At 53.3% G+C, this 18,325-nt stretch carries 15 protein-coding genes and 1 pseudogene; 5 read left to right on the top strand and 11 right to left on the bottom strand.

Translation table 11 applies throughout. The features are described from left to right. The first annotated feature begins 38 nt into the window (after positions 1–38). Positions 39–1,904 (top strand): tRNA uridine-5-carboxymethylaminomethyl(34) synthesis enzyme MnmG, encoded by a 1,866-nt coding sequence (gene mnmG, locus IX84_RS10085; RefSeq protein WP_044219587.1) that lies wholly within the window; start codon positions 39–41, stop codon positions 1,902–1,904. 580 nt (positions 1,905–2,484) lie between these two features. On the opposite strand, the gene IX84_RS34330 is transcribed toward mnmG, so the two are convergent. After that, a complete protein-coding gene (locus IX84_RS34330; protein WP_081968693.1) occupies positions 2,485–2,910 on the bottom strand; it encodes a formylglycine-generating enzyme family protein in 426 nt (141 codons plus the stop codon). Continuing rightward, positions 2,846–4,237: an SUMF1/EgtB/PvdO family nonheme iron enzyme gene (locus tag IX84_RS32300; protein WP_052515914.1), complete on the bottom strand. Its 1,392-nt coding sequence runs from the start codon at positions 4,235–4,237 to the stop codon at positions 2,846–2,848. Before IX84_RS32300 ends, IX84_RS34330 begins: the two co-directional genes overlap by 65 nt. A gap of 120 nt (positions 4,238–4,357) precedes the next feature. Between IX84_RS32300 and IX84_RS10075 the strand changes: the two genes are divergently transcribed. Together IX84_RS10075 and IX84_RS10070 are read left to right on the top strand one after the other, a co-directional pair. Next, positions 4,358–5,353 (top strand): hypothetical protein, encoded by a 996-nt coding sequence (locus tag IX84_RS10075; protein ID WP_044219585.1) that lies wholly within the window; start codon positions 4,358–4,360, stop codon positions 5,351–5,353. Between the two features lie 3 nt (positions 5,354–5,356). Then, a complete protein-coding gene (locus IX84_RS10070) occupies positions 5,357–6,058 on the top strand; it encodes a hypothetical protein (RefSeq protein ID WP_044219581.1) in 702 nt (233 codons plus the stop codon). 127 nt (positions 6,059–6,185) lie between these two features. Here the strand turns inward: IX84_RS10070 and IX84_RS34530 are convergent. The 6 genes and pseudogenes from IX84_RS34530 to IX84_RS10045 form a co-directional block, all read right to left on the bottom strand. Further along, positions 6,186–6,278: pseudogene (locus IX84_RS34530) on the bottom strand (hypothetical protein); the annotation flags it as partial. 46 nt (positions 6,279–6,324) lie between these two features. Next, the gene (locus IX84_RS10065; RefSeq protein ID WP_044219580.1) at positions 6,325–7,314 is read right to left on the bottom strand and encodes a reverse transcriptase domain-containing protein; all 990 of its coding nucleotides are present in this window, start codon (positions 7,312–7,314) and stop codon (positions 6,325–6,327) included. Continuing rightward, on the bottom strand, positions 7,311–7,655 hold the full coding sequence (gene avd, locus IX84_RS10060; protein WP_044219783.1) for a diversity-generating retroelement protein Avd: 345 nt from the start codon (positions 7,653–7,655) through the stop codon (positions 7,311–7,313). Before avd ends, IX84_RS10065 begins: the two co-directional genes overlap by 4 nt. Positions 7,656–7,665: 10 nt before the next feature. Beyond that, on the bottom strand, positions 7,666–8,157 hold the full coding sequence (locus tag IX84_RS10055; RefSeq protein WP_052515913.1) for an HRDC domain-containing protein: 492 nt from the start codon (positions 8,155–8,157) through the stop codon (positions 7,666–7,668). 180 nt (positions 8,158–8,337) lie between these two features. After that, the gene (locus tag IX84_RS10050; RefSeq protein ID WP_044219577.1) at positions 8,338–10,191 is read right to left on the bottom strand and encodes an SUMF1/EgtB/PvdO family nonheme iron enzyme; all 1,854 of its coding nucleotides are present in this window, start codon (positions 10,189–10,191) and stop codon (positions 8,338–8,340) included. A gap of 364 nt (positions 10,192–10,555) precedes the next feature. Next, entirely contained in the window at positions 10,556–11,161 is a 606-nt protein-coding gene (locus IX84_RS10045) for a ribonuclease HII (protein WP_044219573.1), read from the bottom strand. A gap of 52 nt (positions 11,162–11,213) precedes the next feature. On the opposite strand from IX84_RS10045, the gene IX84_RS10040 reads away from it, so the two are divergent. Continuing rightward, the gene (locus IX84_RS10040; RefSeq protein WP_052515912.1) at positions 11,214–13,727 is read left to right on the top strand and encodes a DUF5686 and carboxypeptidase-like regulatory domain-containing protein; all 2,514 of its coding nucleotides are present in this window, start codon (positions 11,214–11,216) and stop codon (positions 13,725–13,727) included. Here IX84_RS10040 and IX84_RS10035 read toward each other — a convergent pair whose 3' ends face one another. Then, complete coding sequence (locus IX84_RS10035) at positions 13,728–14,303, bottom strand: hypothetical protein (protein ID WP_044219571.1); 576 nt, start codon at positions 14,301–14,303, stop codon at positions 13,728–13,730. 114 nt (positions 14,304–14,417) lie between these two features. Between IX84_RS10035 and IX84_RS10030 the strand changes: the two genes are divergently transcribed. After that, a complete protein-coding gene (locus tag IX84_RS10030; RefSeq protein ID WP_044219568.1) occupies positions 14,418–16,352 on the top strand; it encodes a CBS domain-containing protein in 1,935 nt (644 codons plus the stop codon). A 2-nt stretch (positions 16,353–16,354) separates the two neighbouring features. On the opposite strand, the gene IX84_RS10025 is transcribed toward IX84_RS10030, so the two are convergent. After that, positions 16,355–17,227: an OmpA/MotB family protein gene (locus tag IX84_RS10025; protein ID WP_081968691.1), complete on the bottom strand. Its 873-nt coding sequence runs from the start codon at positions 17,225–17,227 to the stop codon at positions 16,355–16,357. 146 nt (positions 17,228–17,373) lie between these two features. Beyond that, complete coding sequence (locus tag IX84_RS10020) at positions 17,374–18,285, bottom strand: hypothetical protein (RefSeq protein WP_044219563.1); 912 nt, start codon at positions 18,283–18,285, stop codon at positions 17,374–17,376. Between the last annotated feature and the right edge of the window lie 40 nt (positions 18,286–18,325).

Here is an 18,325-nt window from a genome sequence, read left to right as displayed (position 1 = left end):
CTTTTGCAAGTCCGAAATTTACAAGACCGATAACGATTATGTTTCCAGAATACGATGTGATTGTAGTGGGTGCCGGGCACTCCGGATGCGAAGCCGCAGTAGCAGCAGCTAACCTCGGCTCCAAAGTGATGCTCGCCACTATGAATATGAATACCATCGCGCAGATGTCCTGCAATCCGGCTATGGGCGGGGTGGCTAAGGGTCAGATTGTACGGGAGATTGACGCCCTGGGTGGTTACTCCGGTATTGTGACCGACCACACGATGGTGCAGTTCCGCATGCTCAACCGCTCCAAAGGGCCGGCTATGTGGAGCCCGCGGGCCCAAAGCGACCGTATGCTCTTTGCAGCCAAATGGCGCGAGTTGCTGGAGCAGCACCCTAACATCGACTTCTGGCAGGAAATGGTCACAGGTATTGTGGTGAAAGACGGCCGGGCAACCGGTGTGCATACAAGCCTGGGGTTGGAAATCCCCGCAAAGGCAGTCATCCTGACCAATGGCACTTTCCTCAACGGCATTATCCACATCGGTGAAAAGCAATTCGGTGGTGGCCGGGCGGGCGAACGTGCTTCCAAGGGTATCACCGAACAACTCGTGGAGCTGGGCTTCGAAGCCGGCCGCATGAAAACCGGTACCCCACCCCGCCTCGACGGCCGCTCTATCGACTGGTCGCAACTGGAGGAACAACCCGGTGATGAAGATCCGGGCAAGTTTTCCTACACCGATACTCCAACGCTGAAAAAACAGCGCCCCTGCCACATTGCCTACACGAGTCAGGAGGTGCACGACACGCTGAAGGAAGGCTTTGACCGCTCCCCTATGTTCAACGGGCGCATTCAGGGCCTGGGGCCACGCTACTGCCCTTCCATCGAAGATAAAATCGACCGCTTTGCTGACCGCGACCGGCATCAGCTTTTTGTAGAGCCCGAGGGTTGGAATACCGTTGAGATTTATGTCAATGGCTTTTCGTCCTCCCTGCCGGAGGATGTGCAGTACAAAGCACTGCGGAAAATCCGGGGTTTTGAAAATGCCAAGATGTTCCGCCCGGGCTATGCCATCGAATACGACTTCTTCCAGCCTACGCAGCTGAAGCTTACGCTGGAAACCAAGCTCGTCGACCGCCTTTACTTCGCCGGACAGATCAATGGCACCACCGGTTACGAAGAGGCCGGCTGTCAGGGACTGATCGCCGGTATCAATGCCCACCTTTCCATCAGGGAGGAAGCGCCATTTGTGCTGCGCCGCTCCGATGGCTACATCGGTGTGCTCATCGACGACCTGGTCAACAAAGGCACCAAGGAGCCCTACCGCATGTTTACCTCCCGGGCAGAGTACCGCATCCTGCTCCGGCAAGACAATGCCGACCTCCGTCTGACGCCACTGGCACAAGAGCTGGGCATCCAAGGTGCGGAAGAGCGCATGCAGCGCGTACTGGCCAAGCAGGAAGCTGGTGAAGCCATCAGTAAATTTGCCCGCAAGCTCAGCGTGGAGCCTGGTGAAGTCAACCGCTACCTGGACAGCCTGGGTTCGCAGCCGCTCTCGCAAAAAGTGAAGCTGCACAGCCTGCTCCTGCGCCCGCATGTGGATATTGCCGGGCTGCGCACCGTACTTCCTGCCCTGGATGAGTTCCTGGGCAACTATGAGCCTGAGTTTATAGAGACGGCCGAGACGGATATGAAGTACGAGGGCTACATTGAGCGGGAGCGCGAGCGGGCCGATAAGATGAACCGCCTGGAAAATGTCCGCCTTTTCGACAACCTGGACTACGAGCAGCTGACCTCCCTCTCCAAGGAGGCCCGCGAAAAGCTATCCCAAATCCGCCCGGAAACGGTGGGCCAGGCGAGCCGGATCAGCGGAGTTTCTCCGGCGGATATTTCGGTCCTGCTGGTGCATATGGGGCGGTAGGTGGAGACAGCAGGAACTTTAAAAGTGCCTGCTGTCTCCACATTTTACCCAAAAGCCAAGGACCATACTTTACTCCCCGTTCCCAGCGCCACGAACAACGCGTCTCCCACGTGCCCCTACGCTGCAGCCAGCTGTGGCGCAAGCGTCTGGTGGGGGCTAGGAATCGACCCTATTCAGGAGATGCCCCCCTGACGCCTCCTCCCATTCCCAATCTTACAGCGCTTCTCAGCAGCAAAGCAAAACTACTGCGTGATAATCTCATCGGAACTCCTTCCGAAACCTCATCAAAGGACAGTGTGAAGATTCGTAATTCCATATATACTGGCTATATATATGCCTATACTCCTGAAACGAAGGGGCCAATTTCCAATATATCCGTATACATTTCACCTTTATATATGCTGATGCATATAGGCCATATATAGGAAGAGGGCATGACCCTTTCGAGCCATGCCCTCCTGATTGTTTTGTAAAAAAGTAACCCGCCTGCGCCCTAAAGGGCTTCAGCGGACGGAGAAAAGATAAAATCTAACGCCCCGCCCCCTGGGACGCAGAATCTTCTGAAAGGCAGGAGCACTGCCTATTCCGCGGTCCTGCTGAGGCGAAACCCTATGAAGAGGCTACTATAGCCGGGGGTGCCGCCGAGACGAAACGCACAACGCAGTCGGGCTGGCTCGCCGCGCCAGGAGCCGCCCCGCTGAACCCGGTAAGAGCCCGTACTGGGGCCACGGGGATTACGACTGGGGCTATTTTTATAGTAATCGCTATCGTACCAGTCCCAGCACCACTCCCAGACATTGCCGCTCATGTCATGCAGGCCCAGCTTATTAGCTCGGAATGAACCCACCGGTGCCGTTTGCATGTAGCCACCCTTTGAGCCACTTTCATAGTAGTTTGCATAATTGGACAAAGCTGACTCCGAAGAAGTCCCCGCCCATTTATCATTGCCACCACGGCTGCGCGCCGCAAATTCCCACTCTGCCTCTGTTAGGCAGGCGGTAGCCATCGGCGTTCCAGTCCGCGCTCACGCTTGTACCGCTAATTCGGTATACCTCCTGTAGCCCTTCTTGTTTGCTCTTCCAGTTGCAGTAGGCTACGGCATCGTACCAGCTCACATGGATCACCGGGCGCTTTCCACGCCCCCAGCCTTCATCATCCGGCTTCTTCCGACTGGTTGCTTCGCAAAACTGATCGTATTCCTCAAAGGTCACCTCAAAGCGGTGCATATAAAAGTCATCCACCGTGACCGTATGGGGCATTTCATCATCATGCGCATCGCTATCGCTACTCCCCATCTGAAAACTGCCCCCTTCCACGAAGATCATATCCGGCAGGTCGCGCCGGCGGGTGGTAGAGGAGGGCGTTATAGTCTTGCCCCGCTCAAAGGCCTTGATCTTCGCCTCCGCCTGAGCCCGGTAGCGGCCATTGGGGTACACTTGCCGATAAAAAGCGTAAGCTTCCTTCGTCTTCAGTCGCTGCGCCTGTGCCCAGAGCTGCTCCTCTGCGGCATCCGTACCACCACTGCCGCTACCCTGACAAGCCGAGCGGTGCACAAAAACAAATCCACCATCCTCATGCCCGGTAAAGGAGCCATCCTCTGGCTTGGGATTGGGAATACTACCCAGGTGGTAGCGTAAGTCCCGGATACGCACGACTCCTTTTTCCTGCCCCTGTCGCAGGGCGGTCAGCCAGCGGCGGGCGAAGAGGGAACGGGCGGGGGTTCGTTGGTTTTTGCTGCCGGATGTAAAGTAGCGGCGGGTGGGGTACGACAGGGCGTTTTCTACCTGATCGGCGCAGTCTGCATCGGCTTCCCAGGGGGTACCACCGGGTTGGCCTTTGTATCGGTCGCCAAAGGCACCGGAGTAGCAGGCGTCGAGCGCCAGGAGCACATGCTTGCTGTTGCTTTTGGTCACCCGGCGGCCCAGTTCGGCGTAGCTCAGCCAGGTATCGCCGTAGGTATCCCGCAGCTTTCCATTGTGCGGAACGAGGAAACCCTCGTCGGCAGCGGCGTCGTAGTAGCCGTGGGTGGAGAAGAAGTAGAGCACCTGATCATTGGGGCGTACGCGGGCGTTCCACTTCGTGATTTCATCCTTGATGTCTGCTTTGCTGGGGTTCTTGACGTAGTGGAGCTGAAAACCGTAGTCCGACTGCAAAAGGTTACCGATGGCTTTGACCTCCTCTTCGGTTTCCGGCAGGGATGTCCAGCCTTGGTCAAAGGAGGTGCAGTAGAAGAAAATGGCGTAGTCTTTGCCATCGCGCAGGGCGGACTGGGCGGAAAGGCTGTAGCTGAAAAACAGCAGCACCATTAAAGGTAGAAAACGGGGTAAAGTCATAGCGTAGAGGGTTTGAACACTGTGTAAAAGTACAAAAATTACAGGCTGAGCCGAATTGAAGATGGGAGAAGCCGCAACAAGTATAACAAATTCAGTAATTTGGCAGCAAACCCCATGGTTATGAAGATACCATACCTCTTATCGCTGCTTTTTTTGTGCCTACCTCTGGAGCCTCACGCGCAGGTATTCCTGGGCGACGATGCCGACTTTTTCAACAAAAAAGCCCGCCTCTACCAGCGCTGGCTCGATGCCAAAGGCTACGGGCAAGTGCTGAAAGTAGATGAAGCCAAGCTGGCGAAAAACGGCATGGAACTGGAGCTGTGGCTCAGCCTGCGCACCACCAACCCCGACGAAGGCGCTGCCCTTTGGAACGAACTGCAGCAAACCCTGGCAGAGCAGGAAGACGGCGAGTCGCTGGACGAAACCCTCTACTATACCTTCGTCCGCTTTATGGAAATTCCGCCCGCGCAGGGCAATATACAGGTGTACCTGCCGGCGGCTTCCGGCAGTGGTTACAACCCCTGTTTCTACTACTGGATATGGGAGGCTGACAATGCCATACAGCAAAAAAAACGCATCAATGCCTGCAAAGCACAGACGCTCAATATCCCGGTAGAGCTGCCCAGGGTGGAGCAAGCGGTGGGGACATCCGAAGTCGCTATTGACAAAAAGCGTAGCCGCCAAGAAGTCTTCGATGCGGTACTGCGCTACGCCCGGCAGCGCTATGAGCAGCCCCGGGAAGGCTGCGAAGAGCGAAAGCCCGAAGTGGAACAAACCGACTTCAATAACGAATATGTCCTCAAATTCCACGTCTCCGACCTCTGCCGCGAAGTGTTAACCGACGAAGAGCAGTCCCTCTGGTGCGATTTCGTGGAGCTGTGGTGGGGCGACTGCAACGATATGCGCCGGGAGCGCCTGGAGTTCACCTTCCACTACACCCCCACTGATGACGGCTACCTCCTCACGGGTAGCCTGACGGGCAAATTCGGCTCCGGCGTATACAAGCCCCGCAGCAGCGGCTATATGGATATGGAGCCCGACTTTGAAGACGACTTCCTCATCCCTTACGTCAACCGCTTTCAGCAAGACCTGAAGCGCTATCTGGAACGCCCCTAGCTTATGGACCACACCAAATCCTCCATCCGGCAGCTCATCACGCAGGGCAAGCTTGAAGCCGCCAATGCCGCTGCCCTCGAATACGCCGAGTACTCCGGGCTGAGCGACATCGCCAACGCCCTCACGGTACTTGGCAGTCGTGCGCAGAACCACCACGAGAAGTGGAACGCCGGGCTGATTTCTTACGAGGAATACTCCCGCGCCCACGCCCAAATCACCCACAGCCTTACCGACTGGGTGAGCCGCCTGCCGGATGAGCCCACGCCCGGCAAAAAGCGGCGCCGCCTGCTCACGGAGGCTACTTTCAAGAAACGCCTGTTTTACCTCTTGTGCCTCATCAAGGTAGCCGTCATCCTGCGGCTGTCCTACCACTGGAGCACGGGTGGCTTTAGCAATGACCAATTCCAGGGTACCGTGGCTTTGCTGGCCCCTGCTCTGGCCGCCTACATCTCTGTGATGGTGGCCGACTACCTGCGGCAGCACCACAAAGGGCCGGAGCCGCCCCGGTATATTTCGGGCCCGCTCGTCACCTTCTCTTATTTTTTGCTGCCCATCTACGGGCTGCTCCTACTCCTCTTCATTGAGCTGAAGGCCAAGTCTGCCTTCTCCTTCGCACAGATGAATACCTGGCTGGCGCTGGTGGAGAGTGTGCTGGGGGCTTACGTGGGGCAGATTGTGTTTTCGTTTTTTCGGAAGGGGGGGTGAGAAAGAATGCACTGCTCTTCCGTCTCCGTACCAAGCAATGCATTTCTAGTTGTATTTGACCCTCAAGGGTGCAGGACAGTCAGCGGGACAGATCGTGTACGGCAGCCATGTCCGTAGAGCTGACTGTTCAGACTTTAACTGTATTGCTGAGGCGAAACCCTATGTTGTTGTTACTATTGCCGGGGGTGTTGTTGTTACGATTAGCACAACGCAGTTTGGCTGGTTTGTTGTTCCAGGAGCCGCCCCGTTGAACCCGGTTAGAGCCCTCATGCTGACTGCCCTTGTAAAATTTCCTGCCTTAATCCGTAAAAAGGTTGCAACTGTGCCCAGTAGCTGTTCATACTTTGCAAAAAAGCAGCTTGATCTAAACCTCCCTTTCTGTAGACTTGCTCTTTGCTTTTCATCCGGCGTAACATGCGTTTGCCGTTAGGTCGGGCGATCCTTATTGTCTTGGGAAAAATCCTTCGACCAAGAAATGTTAACCCGTTAGCCGCTTGGTTGATGAAGGTCGCTTTCTCTTTCAGGTGCAGTTTTAATTGCGCTGAAAGGTAGCTTTCAATAGCTGTTTTGTAGCTTTTCAATGTCTCTTTATTCTTTGAAAACAAGACAAAATCATCCATATACCGGACGTATTTTGCGCTGAGCTGCTGTTTTACAAAGTGGTCGAAGGGGTTGAGGTAAACATTCGCAAAGAATTGGCTGGTTAGGTTGCCAATAGGAAGGCCTACCCCATTTGATCCGCCATTTTGTATAATGCCCTTGGCTACGCTCAACAATCGCTGATCTTTAATTTTACGATTGAGTAGTGCGATCAATACTTGTTGGTTGATGCTATCAAAGTATTTGTCAATATCTGTCTTCAAAAACCATTGATGCCCCCTCATAAAGGCTTGTGCCCGGTTTATGGCTAAGTGCGTGCCTTTCCCTTTACGGGTAGCATAACTGTCGTGTATGAAACAACGCTCGTAGATCGGTTCCAGTAGATTGATTAAGGCATGATGCACTACTCTGTCTTTGAAGGAAGCAACGGAAATGATCCGCTCCTTAGGGTCGAATATTTTGAAATAACGATAAGCACTTGGCTTATACCTGCCGTTGATTAATTCCTGTTGCAGCTCTAACAAAGCAGGCTCCAATTGAAAGGAAAATTGCTGAGTTGAAGGTTTTCCAACAGCTCCCTTCCGGGCTTTCTTATAAGCGGAAAACAAGTTGGAAAAGCAGGTAAAGTCATCGAATAATTGCCCATATCTTTTCATGACGGACTACTTTTTGCCCATGCGCCGCACATTTTGCCGGACTCATTGATGGCTCGTGCCAAAAACTCATATTGGGTCACACTCAAATACGAGCGGTCCTTACAGAGGCGGTTGAAAAACCGCAGTTTTTCCAGCTTCATGTTGATCTTTTTAATCAACTCTTTACGCTCGCGGGAATAAATAGCTTCGAGCAATAATTCTACCGTATCGAGCGCCAGATTGGCCATTCGCCCACTCACCGTAAAGCGAGTATGTTTGGGCATTCGCTCACAGCGCTCCAAAAGCCAATCAGTCGTCTGATACCAATGGTTGAATAACGGATAATCCTGAGGTTGTGCCATGAGTGTGAGTTTAAGAAAAAGGTAAATCATCTATTTTGCCAGCAGCTTCCTGTTCGGATTGCACCTGCTTGCCCCGCTCATAGAAGTCTTTAATGATATTGGTAATATGCGCTCCGTATTTTGTTAGCCGTTTTCTGCCAAAACCCTTTATTTGCTTTAAGCTCTCCAGCGTTCTGCATTTCATCTTTATCATTTGCAAAAACTGCGCATTTGTAGCGATCAGGTATACGGGGATACCTAAATCTCCAGCGTATTGCTTACGCCATTCTCGGAGCCGCTCATAAAGCAGCTGTTGCGCATCATCCAATGCCCGTATTTTATCTTCTCCCTTTAGCACCACTTCATACTGCACGGCAACGGACCAAAAGTGCCGGCCTTCCTCTTCAAAAAAGTGCGTTTTCATGCTGTACACCTTCTTATTCTGGCAAAACTGCGTGATAATCTCATCCGGAAAACCTTCCGAAACCTCATCAAACGGCAGTGTAAAGATTCGTAATTCCATATATGCTGACTATATATACGCCTATACTCCTGAAAATACCGTGCCAATTTTCAATATATCCTTATGCATTTCACTCTTATATATGCTGGTGCATATAGGCCATATATAGAAAGAGGGGCATGGCTCGTACGAGCCATGCCCCTCCTAAGGGAATCTGTAAAAAAATAAAAAGACTAAAACCTAACGACCTGCCCTGCTGAGGCGAAACCCTATGAAGTTGCTACTAAGGCCGGGGGCGGAGTAGTAACGAAAAGCACAACGCAGAAAGGCTGGTAAGAGGCCCCAGGAGCCGCCCCGTAGAACCCGGCCAGAGCCCGTACTGGGGCCACGGGGGTTACGACTGGGACTGTTTTTATAATAATCACTATCGTACCAGTCCCAACACCACTCCCAGACATTGCCGGATAAATCTGAAAAGCCTAGTGTACCTTGCTCGAACATTCCTACAGGAGCCGTACCTGGATATCCGTCATCGTATCCTTCCCAAATAGTCCATCCGGAATTCTCTTTTTTGGCACTTTCATCTGCTATATTTCCATTGGGTTTCCCATTACCCCATGCATACTTGTAATCTTTTCCCCGGCTACGCGCCGCAAACTCCCACTCCGCCTCCGTAGGCAGGCGGTAGCCATCCGCGTTCCAGTCCGCGCTTACGTTCGTACCGCTGATCCGGTACACGGGCTGAAGGTTCAATGCTTCACTTTTCCAGTTGCAGTAAGCTACTGCGCCGTACCAGGTCACCTCTGTTACCGGGTGTTTACCATAGCTTCCTTTCGTAGTATAAGTGCCGCTGCGTTGCTCTATTCGGGCATCTTCGTCATCCAAATCGTACCATTCTGCTCCATTGTATTCGTGCCGCCCTTTGGCATTGAGAAACTCGGCAAACTCCGAATTCGTCACCTCAAAACGATGCAGGTAAAAGTCATCCACCGTGACCGTATGCGGCTTTTCATCGCTGCCGGCATCACTATCCGAGCTCCCCATCTGAAAAGTCCCCCCTTCCACGAAGAGCATATCCGGAAGGTCGCGCCGGCGGGTGGTAGAGGAGGGCGTTATAGTCTCGCCCTGCTCAAAGACTTTAATCTTCGCCTCCGCCTGCGCCCGGTAGCGGCCATTGGGGTAGGCTTGCAGGTAAAAGGCGTAGGCTTCCTTGGTCTTCAGGCGCTGCGCCTGTGCCCATAGCTGCTCCTCTGCGGCATCTGTACCATCACTGCTGTTGCTACCCTGGCAAGCTGAGCGGTGCAGAAACACAAAATCCCCGCCCGCCTCGTGCCGGCTGGTAAAAGAGCCGCCCTCGGGCGTGGGGTAGGAAATACCGCCCAGGTAGTAGCGCAGGTCGCGGGAGGTGACCAAACCGGTGCGGGCGCCGTTGCGCAGGGCTTCCAGCCATTTTTTGGCGAAGAGGGAATTGGCTGGGGTGCGCTGTTCCCGGCTGCCGGAGGAAAAGTACAGCCGGCTGTCGTGCTGCAGGGCTAACTGGGCTTTCTGCTGACAATCGCCTGCACCTTCCCAGGGCAGGGCATCGGGTGCGCCCTTGTAGCGGTCGCCAAAAGCACCGGAGTAGCAGGCATCAAGAGCGAGGAGGACATGCTCGGCAGGATTTTTCGTGATGTAGCTGCCGAGGTCGTCGTAGCTGAGCCAGGTTTGCCCGTAGGCGTCAAGGCGGGGTATTTTGCCATCTGCCGGTACGAGGTAGCCGCGGTCGGCGGATTTGTCGAAGTGGCCGTGCATGGAGAAAAAGAAGAGTACCTGATCGTTTTTGCCGTATTTGCGGCTGTTGATCTCGGCGATCTTCTGGAGGATGTCTGCTTTTTCCACCTCCCGGTGGTACTGCACGGTGAAGTTGTAGTCACTTTCCAGTACCTGACCAATATTGCGGGCTTCACGCCCGGTTTCCGGCAGGTCTTCCCAACCGGGCTGGAAGTCGGTGACATAGAAGAAGTGGGCGTAGTTGTTGCCTGTAGCCTGAGCGCGTAGGCCATCGGAAAGGCTAGCCAGTAAAAGGATAAAAAACAGTAATCTTAAGTGGGGCATATCATGGTGGATTGGTGCTTGGAGTGTAAATATACGAATCAGCATTGTTAATTTATAAATTGGGAGGCTGATGATTATTTGGATAGTCTGCTCTGGAGTAAATTATGGAAGTCAACCTTTTTCAGGAAAGTTCCTCCCCCTTACCCACTCTTGTCCCGGCGCTGTAGCAACTGAGCGAAAGCGGCCAGAGGGGGAAAGTTCCTCCCCCTGCCCCCCTCCAGAGGGGGAAAGTTGCGCCTGGAGTTGGGTGCATTGAAGCGGAGCATAGTGCCTCAAGCTTTGCAATGCAATGCCCTAAACCTTTGGCTCCAGCCTAAGACAAAATACTACGTTACCTCATGCTACCCTGAAATCAACCAAAACCCTACGCCCAAAGCCGCCCCTGCTCCGCATTAGGCAGCAGGCGGAACGACTGCCGGTGGTGTGGCGTAGCCCCGTGCGCCTGTATAGCCGCCCGATGTGCTTTGGTGGGGTAGCCTTTGTTTTTGTGCCAGTCGTAGTGGGGGTGCATTTCGTGAATCTGCATCATATAGTCGTCGCGGTAGGTTTTGGCCAGTACGGAGGCGGCAGCGATCGACAGGTACTTTCCATCCCCCTTGATGATGCAGTGGTGGGGCAGGTCCTGATAAGGCTTGAAGCGGTTGCCGTCGATGAGCAGGCATTCCGGTATGGGGTCGAGTTGAGCGATGGCCCGGTGCATAGCCAGGAAGGAGGCGTTGAGAATATTGATCTCATCGATTTCTTTTGGGGCCACCTGCGCTACAGCCCATGCAATGGCTTCGGCTTCGACGATTTTACGCGCTTCGTACCGCTGTTTTTCTGACAATTGTTTGGAATCATTGAGCAACGGGTGCTCAAAATCTGTTGGTAAAATCACAGCAGCTGCAAAGACCGGCCCGGCAAGACAGCCGCGCCCGGCTTCATCGCAGCCTGCTTCAATCTGATTTTTGTCGAAAAAGGGCAATAACATTATCGCGAAGAGTTGAATTAGTGGCCACAAAGATATAGCTTACGTCCAAGAGATGATGAAAAGTCCAATATTTATCCTACTGCTACTGCTTACAGCCGCTCCACTCCTGGGGCAGGTGACGCTGCGTGGCCGGGTGATCGATCAGGATACCAAGGAGGGCGTACCTTTTAGCAACGTATTTTTCGAAGGCACCACCAAAGGCACCTCTACGGATGTGGATGGTTACTATGAACTTACGGTCAAGGAGCCCGGAGACAGCCTGAGCGCGAGCGCCATCGGTTATAATGTGGTGCGTAAGCCCGTGCTGCCGGACCTCGCAGAGCAGGAGATCAACTTCTACCTTGGCGGCTCCAGCCTGACCCTCAACGAGGTGGTGGTCATTGCCGGGGAAAATCCGGCCAATGCCATTGTGAAGGGCATTATTGACAACAAACCGGAAACCCGCATGAGCGCCCGGGAGTCCTACGCCTACGAAAGCTACGCTAAAATTGAGCTGGACCTGGAAAACATAGACGCAGAGCTGCGCAACAAGAAGCTCCTCAAGCCTTTCGACTTCATCTTCGAGAATATCGACAGCACTTCGGATGAGAAGCCCTTCCTGCCGATTTACATCAATGAGGTCCTCTCCGATGTGCTGTATGTGAAGGATGCGGGCCAGCCCAAACGCATTATCAAAGCACAACGCGCTACCGGCACTAACAATCAGACTGTCATCGAATACATCAAGCGCATCCACCTGGAGTACAGTATTTACGATGACTGGGTTTACGTGCTGGACAAACCCTTCGCCAGCCCTTTTTCCAAATCGGGGCTCAACTACTACGAGTACTACATCATCGACAGCGCCATGGTCAATGGGTACTGGAGCCATCAGTTAAAGTTTAAGCCCAAGCGCAAGCAGGAGCCAACTTTTTACGGCGACTTTTGGGTGGCAGATTCCACCTTTGCGGTACAGCGTGCCAATATGCGGATGACGCCCGATGCCAACATCAACCTGGTCAGCCGCATCATCATACACGAAGAATACGAGCCAAAAGGGGAGGTACCCAACTGGGTGCCGGTCAAGAAAAAGATGGTGGTCGACTTTTCCCCCGCCGAAAATGCGCCCGGGATGATCGCCCGGCGGACCGAGACCTTCAAAAACATGCGCCTCAACCAGGTCGGCACCAAACAGGATTACATTGAAAAGGAAGAATTTTACCTGCTCGATGAAGTCAAGGTAGAGAATGACTCCTTCTGGCAGGCTGCCCGCCACGAGCCGCTTTCCAAAACGGAACAGCAGGTCTACACCATGGTGGACAGCATTCAGAATATGCCTTTGTTCAAGACCTATGTGGAAGTCCTGGAGACTGTCTTCGTCGGCTACCTGCAAATTGGCAAAGTGGAAATCGGGCCCTATTCCTCCCTCTACAGCTTCAATCCGGTGGAAGGCGACCGCTTCAGTATTGGGGGGCGGACTACACGGCTATTCAGTGAAAACCTACGGCTTGGTGGCTTCCTGGCCTACGGGCTTCAGGACCAGCAATTCAAATACGGGGGCAATGTGGATTGGATTATGAGCCGCAAGCCCAGGACCACTGCCGGCCTGGCTTACGTAAACGACATCAGCCTCAACAGCGAGAATAGTGAGGAATTTGTGCAGGGCGATTTGTTTTCCGGGCTTTTCAGGCGTGACCTGCTTATGAAGTTGATGCGTGTAAGAGAGGGCAAGGTCTACTACGAGCGCTTTTGGAAAAACGGCTTGTCCAACCGCGTCACCTTCCTGCATCGGGAAATGGACCCCTACGGCGGTATTTTTCCCGACGGGCGCGGCTTCAACTTTGCTTACTTATCGGACCCGGGCCGATTGACGGATATTGATACGACCATCCGCACAACGGAGATCATTTTCAAAACCCGGTACGTCAAGGATGAGATGATTGTGGACGGAGACTTCAGCCGCAACAGCTTTGGATCCAAGCACCCCATTATTGAATTCCAGTATACCCTGGGCGTCGATGACCTGCTCGGCGGGCAGTACACCTACCATAAGCTCAACCTGAGTTACCGGCACTACTTTTATATGAACCCTGTAGGCTGGATGTCCTACCGCATACGGGCCGGCAAAGTTTTTGGCAACGTTCCCTTCCTGTTGATGGAAGTCCATCCCGGCAATGAGGGCTATCTGGTGGGGCGCAGCATTTTCAATATGATGACGCGGTATGAGTTTGCCAGCGATACCTACGCCAGCCTGATGCTGGAACACCACTTCGATGGGTTCTTCCTGAACCACATCCCGCTTTTGCGAAAGCTTAAATTCCGTTCCTACGCGACCTTCAAAGCGGTGATGGGCCGCCTCTCCAATGCCAACCGCGATGTCAACCGGCTCAACCTCTTCGAGCCTACCGATGTCAACACCTATCCGGGCTTCCGGGCACCGAGCCAACATCCCTACATGGAGGCCAGTGTGGGCATTGAGAATATCCTGAAGGTCTTCCAAATTGAAGCCGTATGGCGACTAAACTACCTTGATAACCCACAGGCAAGGCGTTTTGGGTTGAGGGGCGGTGTGGCTTTTTACTTCTAATTACCGGTAGGCCCTGAAGACCATATCCAGTTGCGAAGCATAGTTGGCAGGTGGAGAATAGGCAAAGAAGACAACAATTTCCAGCCGGACACTCTCCCGGAACAAATCCCGCTTGGCATTCCGCAGCCCGGGCAGCAGGTCAATGCGGTCATCTTCAGGGTAGCGTTGCAGCTGATCGATGTAGAAGACTTCATCGGCAGGGGTACAGTTTTCTGTCCCATCTTCACATATGCGTACCGAGACCCCCTCCATAAAGACATAATCAAACCCATCCAGGCACCGAAGGGTTGCCGAGTAGGCACTCACCTCAGAAATCGCCGAGGTATCCGTATTGTTCTGGTTGAGGAAGAAGTTAATATTGGTAGCCACCCCGCGAATGGCGTAAGCCCCCGGAAGCACAGGGCTTTCACCGGCTTGAATGGTGAAGCGGAAATTCGGGTAAGCCAAATCAAACAACGGCTGCCGGTTATCACGGCGGCAGGCAGCGAAGATGAGCACTGTGAGGAAGATGTAAACCAATTGCTTCATAATGTTCATAACAACCGAATGCCCGGAAAGATTGTGTGCGTGGGACATCTTAAAGATTGCTCTTTTTTCACGCCGCCCGGGCAAGCAAAATTAAAAACTAAATTTATGCTTGCCTTTCCAATTATCAACTATATTTAAGCAGTTGAACAAAACGACACACTTATGGGCGAGCAAAGAGTCTCTCTGGTACAGGATGAAGTATCTATGCAACAGTTTGTTAAGAAGCTGCTGCGGGATGTACAGGCATTGGAGTACATGTTGGACAACGACTGGTTTGAAAAGGACATCGTCCGTATCGGGGCGGAACAGGAGATGTGCCTGGTGCACCGAAAAACCTACAAGCCGGCTACAATTGCCATGGAGGCGCTCGACCACATGAAGGACTACGACTGGGTGGAGACGGAGCTGGCGAAGTTCAACCTGGAGACCAACCTCGACCCGCGGGAGTTCACCGGGCACTGCCTAAGCGAGCTGGAAAAAGAGAATGCCGGCAAACTAGACAAGATTAGTGACCGGCTAAAGGACATGAAAGCCCGGCTCATCCTGACCGGTATACTGCCAACGCTGCGCAAATACGACCTGGAGATGCACAACCTGACGCCCAAAAAGCGTTACTATGCACTCATGGAGGCCATCAATTCTCAGCTGCAGGGCAGTGCCTATGAGCTTCGGCTTTCGGGGATTGACGAACTGCTGCTGCGGCATAATTCTCCACTGCTGGAGGCTTGCAATACCAGCTTCCAGGTCCACCTGCAGGTAAGCCCCAACAACTTTGCACCGTTGTACAATATCTCGCAAGTTCTGGCTGCCCCCGTTATTGCCGTGGCTGCCAATTCGCCTATTGTCTTCGGCAAGCGCTTGTGGCATGAGAGCCGTATTGCGTTGTTCCAGCAGGCCCTGGATGTACGTACCACAAATGAACATATGCGGCAGCGCAGTCCCAGAGTCAGTTTCGGCACCAACTGGCTCAACGAATCCATTATGGAGATTTATAAGGAGGACATCGCGCGCTTCCGTGTACTGCTGAGTGCTGATGTGGAAGAAGATTCTATAAAGCTGCTTTCAGAAGGGAAGGTACCCAAGCTACGTGCCCTGCAGGTTCACAACTCCACGGTGTACCGGTGGAACCGCCCCTGCTATGGTGTGAGCCCGAATGGCCAGCCCCATCTCCGTATTGAGAACCGGGTCATCCCTGCCGGTCCAACCGTTGTTGATGAAGTGGCCAACGCTGCTTTCTGGCTGGGAGCTATGGTAGGCATGCACACTGCCTATCCTGATATCCGGGCTAAAATTGGGTGGGAAGATGCGCAGGACAATTTCATCAAATCCGCCAAATTTGGTATCGATACCAAGTTCACCTGGTTTGGCGACCAGAAAGTAACGGCTACTGACCTCCTGCAGCAGGAACTCATCCCACTGGCACGGGAAGGCCTGAAGCAACGCAATGTGGACAGTGGCGACATCGACCGGTATATGGGCATTATTGAGGAGCGGGCTAAAATGCATATGAGCGGCTCGCGCTGGCAACTGCGGGCCTACACCAAACTGTCCAAGGAGGTAACCCGCGATGAAGCCCTTTGTGGCCTGACCGCCTCCATCATCAAAAACCAGAAAGCCAATAAACCGGTACATACCTGGGACCTTCCTAATGCAGAAGATATGCCCGATTACAAACCCGCCCGCCTGATGGTCGATGAGTTTATGGAGACCGACCTGTTTACGGTGCAAAAAGATGACCTTATCGAACTGGTCGCAGAACTCATGGATTGGCGCAAAATCCGCTACATGCCTGTGGAGGACTCCAAGGGCAAACTCGTAGGGCTTATTACTTCCCGGCTGTTGCTGCGCTACTACACGCACCAAAGCCGGCTCAACGGCAAGACCGCAACCTGTGTGAAGGATATCATGATTAAAAGCCCGATCACCGTTGGGCCCAATGAGACGATCGTGCAGGCCATGCGCACGATGCGCGACAAAAAAATCGGCTGCCTGCCTGTGGTGCAGAACGATGAACTGATCGGTATCATCACAGAAATGGATTTTCTGCGCATCACTGGCCGCCTGATGGAACGGCTGGAGGCGGAGTTTGAGGATTGAGCCTAATCCAAAGCACGCTTTAAATCGCGCAACAGGCGGCGCTGCCCAAGCTCTATCCGAAACTCCATACGCTCGTTGAGCAGCCGGCCCTCCTCCGTTGAATTGGAAGTGCGGGGTGCAAAATCGCCCTTGCCCGCCACCGTCACCCGGCTGGTGCTGAGCTCGTATTTCCGGGTCAGCTCATTCACCAGGGTGGCAGCCCGCATGGCACTAAACTCCCATTTGCTGTTGATGCTGTTGCGGCGCAAAGGCTCGTTATTATTGTGGCCGATGACCGTGAGCTGCAGCGTGGGATAATCCGCCAGATACCGGCTGATGATTAGCAGGGTCGAGTCAGCCGCCGGTTCGAGGCGGGTAGTGCTGCCCGGATAAAACAGATAATCAGCTAACACAGATAACGACAAATAGCCCCCGGGTTCCAATTCAAGAGTAAAGGCAGCAGAATCCCGCCTTTGCAAAGTATCAAGCAGCTGAGCACCAAGGGTATCAAGCTCGGCGTTGCGGGCTTCCAGCAAAGCCTGGAAAGCCGCAATTTTGGCATCTCTTTCGGCAATGAGCGCGTCCCGTTCCTGCAGGCGGTCATCCAGGTCCTGCACTTCATTTGAGCGCTCTCTTTGCAACCGCTCAATTTCATCATCAAGGGCAATGATGCGGTCTTGTAAATTGCGCTGACTGGCGAGCAGGGCTGTATTCTCTCCCCGGCGCTCAGCAGTATCTAATCGCAACTGGTAGACGAGATTTGTAGTGGAATCCAAACGGTAAGTTAAGCTATCTGCCACCGCATCAGCCGTAGCGATTGCAGCCAGGTGCTTTTTTTTGCTCACACAGGACACCAGTAGCAGGGGAAGTACCCCCATCCAGATTATCTTCCTCATTTGCAGACGATTTATCCCCACAAATATAGCCTTCCTGCGTTGCCCGCTAAAAAATACGTGTGCATTCCTGAAATCAGCGAGCCCCGGAAAGGCGCGAAGGCTTTCCCGGGGCTCGAAAAGTTATTTGGAATTTGATCCGGCCAGGTTTAACGCAGCCGTATGCTGGAGGAGCCCAGCATGCCAATCTCAGTAAAGATGGACACCCGATAGAAGCCAGGGTCAAGCTTTTCTTCCAAGTCATAGACGAAAGACAAGCGCTGATTTTCAGCAATATCCACGTCTTTGGCCTTTACGGCGATGATATCCATTTCCTGGTTATTGACAATAGTTTTTGCCTTTACCGGATTGGCAGCAGCAATTGGCGTTCCCTTGTCATCGTTAATGGTCAGATAAAGGGTACGCAGTCCCTGCAGCTCGTCCGGTACACCAGTCAGGTCGAAGCTGACCCGGATGGTCCGTACACGGCGCGCTTTGGAGGTTACTTTGTCATTACCTTTTTCCAGCTCTACCTGAAAGGCAGAAGCCTTGAAGTTTTCCAGCGTCAGGCGGCTGTTTTCTTCTTCAATGGTGCGACGGATGTTGTTGAGCTGCTCTATTTCCGCTTTTGAAGCGGTAAGCTCGCCTTCCATCATGCCCACAGCCTGCCGCAGGGAATCATTCTCAGCTACCAGTCCCTGAATATTGGACTGCAGCTCGTCCTTCAGGGACATGAGTTCCTGAATCTCGGCACGCAGGGCATTGATCTCGGAGGAACTTTTCGCACGGATATTCCGGATGGCCGCCTCTTTCTGCGCGATGGTTTCCTGGGCTTGTGCCAGGTCGCCCTGCAATTCCCCGTTTTGCTCAGCAAGCATGGTATATTCACCCTGCAGGCTGTCCACTTCTGAAAGCAGGTCTTCTCTCAGTCCTTCCAGGTCTTCAACCGTACCCTCCAGTTTATCCCGGACGCCTTCCAGTTCCTTTCGTTGATTGCTTTGGTTGAGCCCCCAAATACCGGCGGCGATGAACAGGATCGCTAAGATAACGATAGCGGCAATCATGCCTTTTTTCTGGTCCATAGTTGTTACTGTTAGTTGGTTTTGATGATGAAGCTTGTCT

This window comes from Phaeodactylibacter xiamenensis, from assembly GCF_000759025.1.
Classification (GTDB): domain Bacteria; phylum Bacteroidota; class Bacteroidia; order Chitinophagales; family Saprospiraceae; genus Phaeodactylibacter; species Phaeodactylibacter xiamenensis.
The sequence above is the reverse complement of the archived record's forward strand: the minus strand, read 5'-3'. Positions and strand labels throughout refer to the sequence as shown.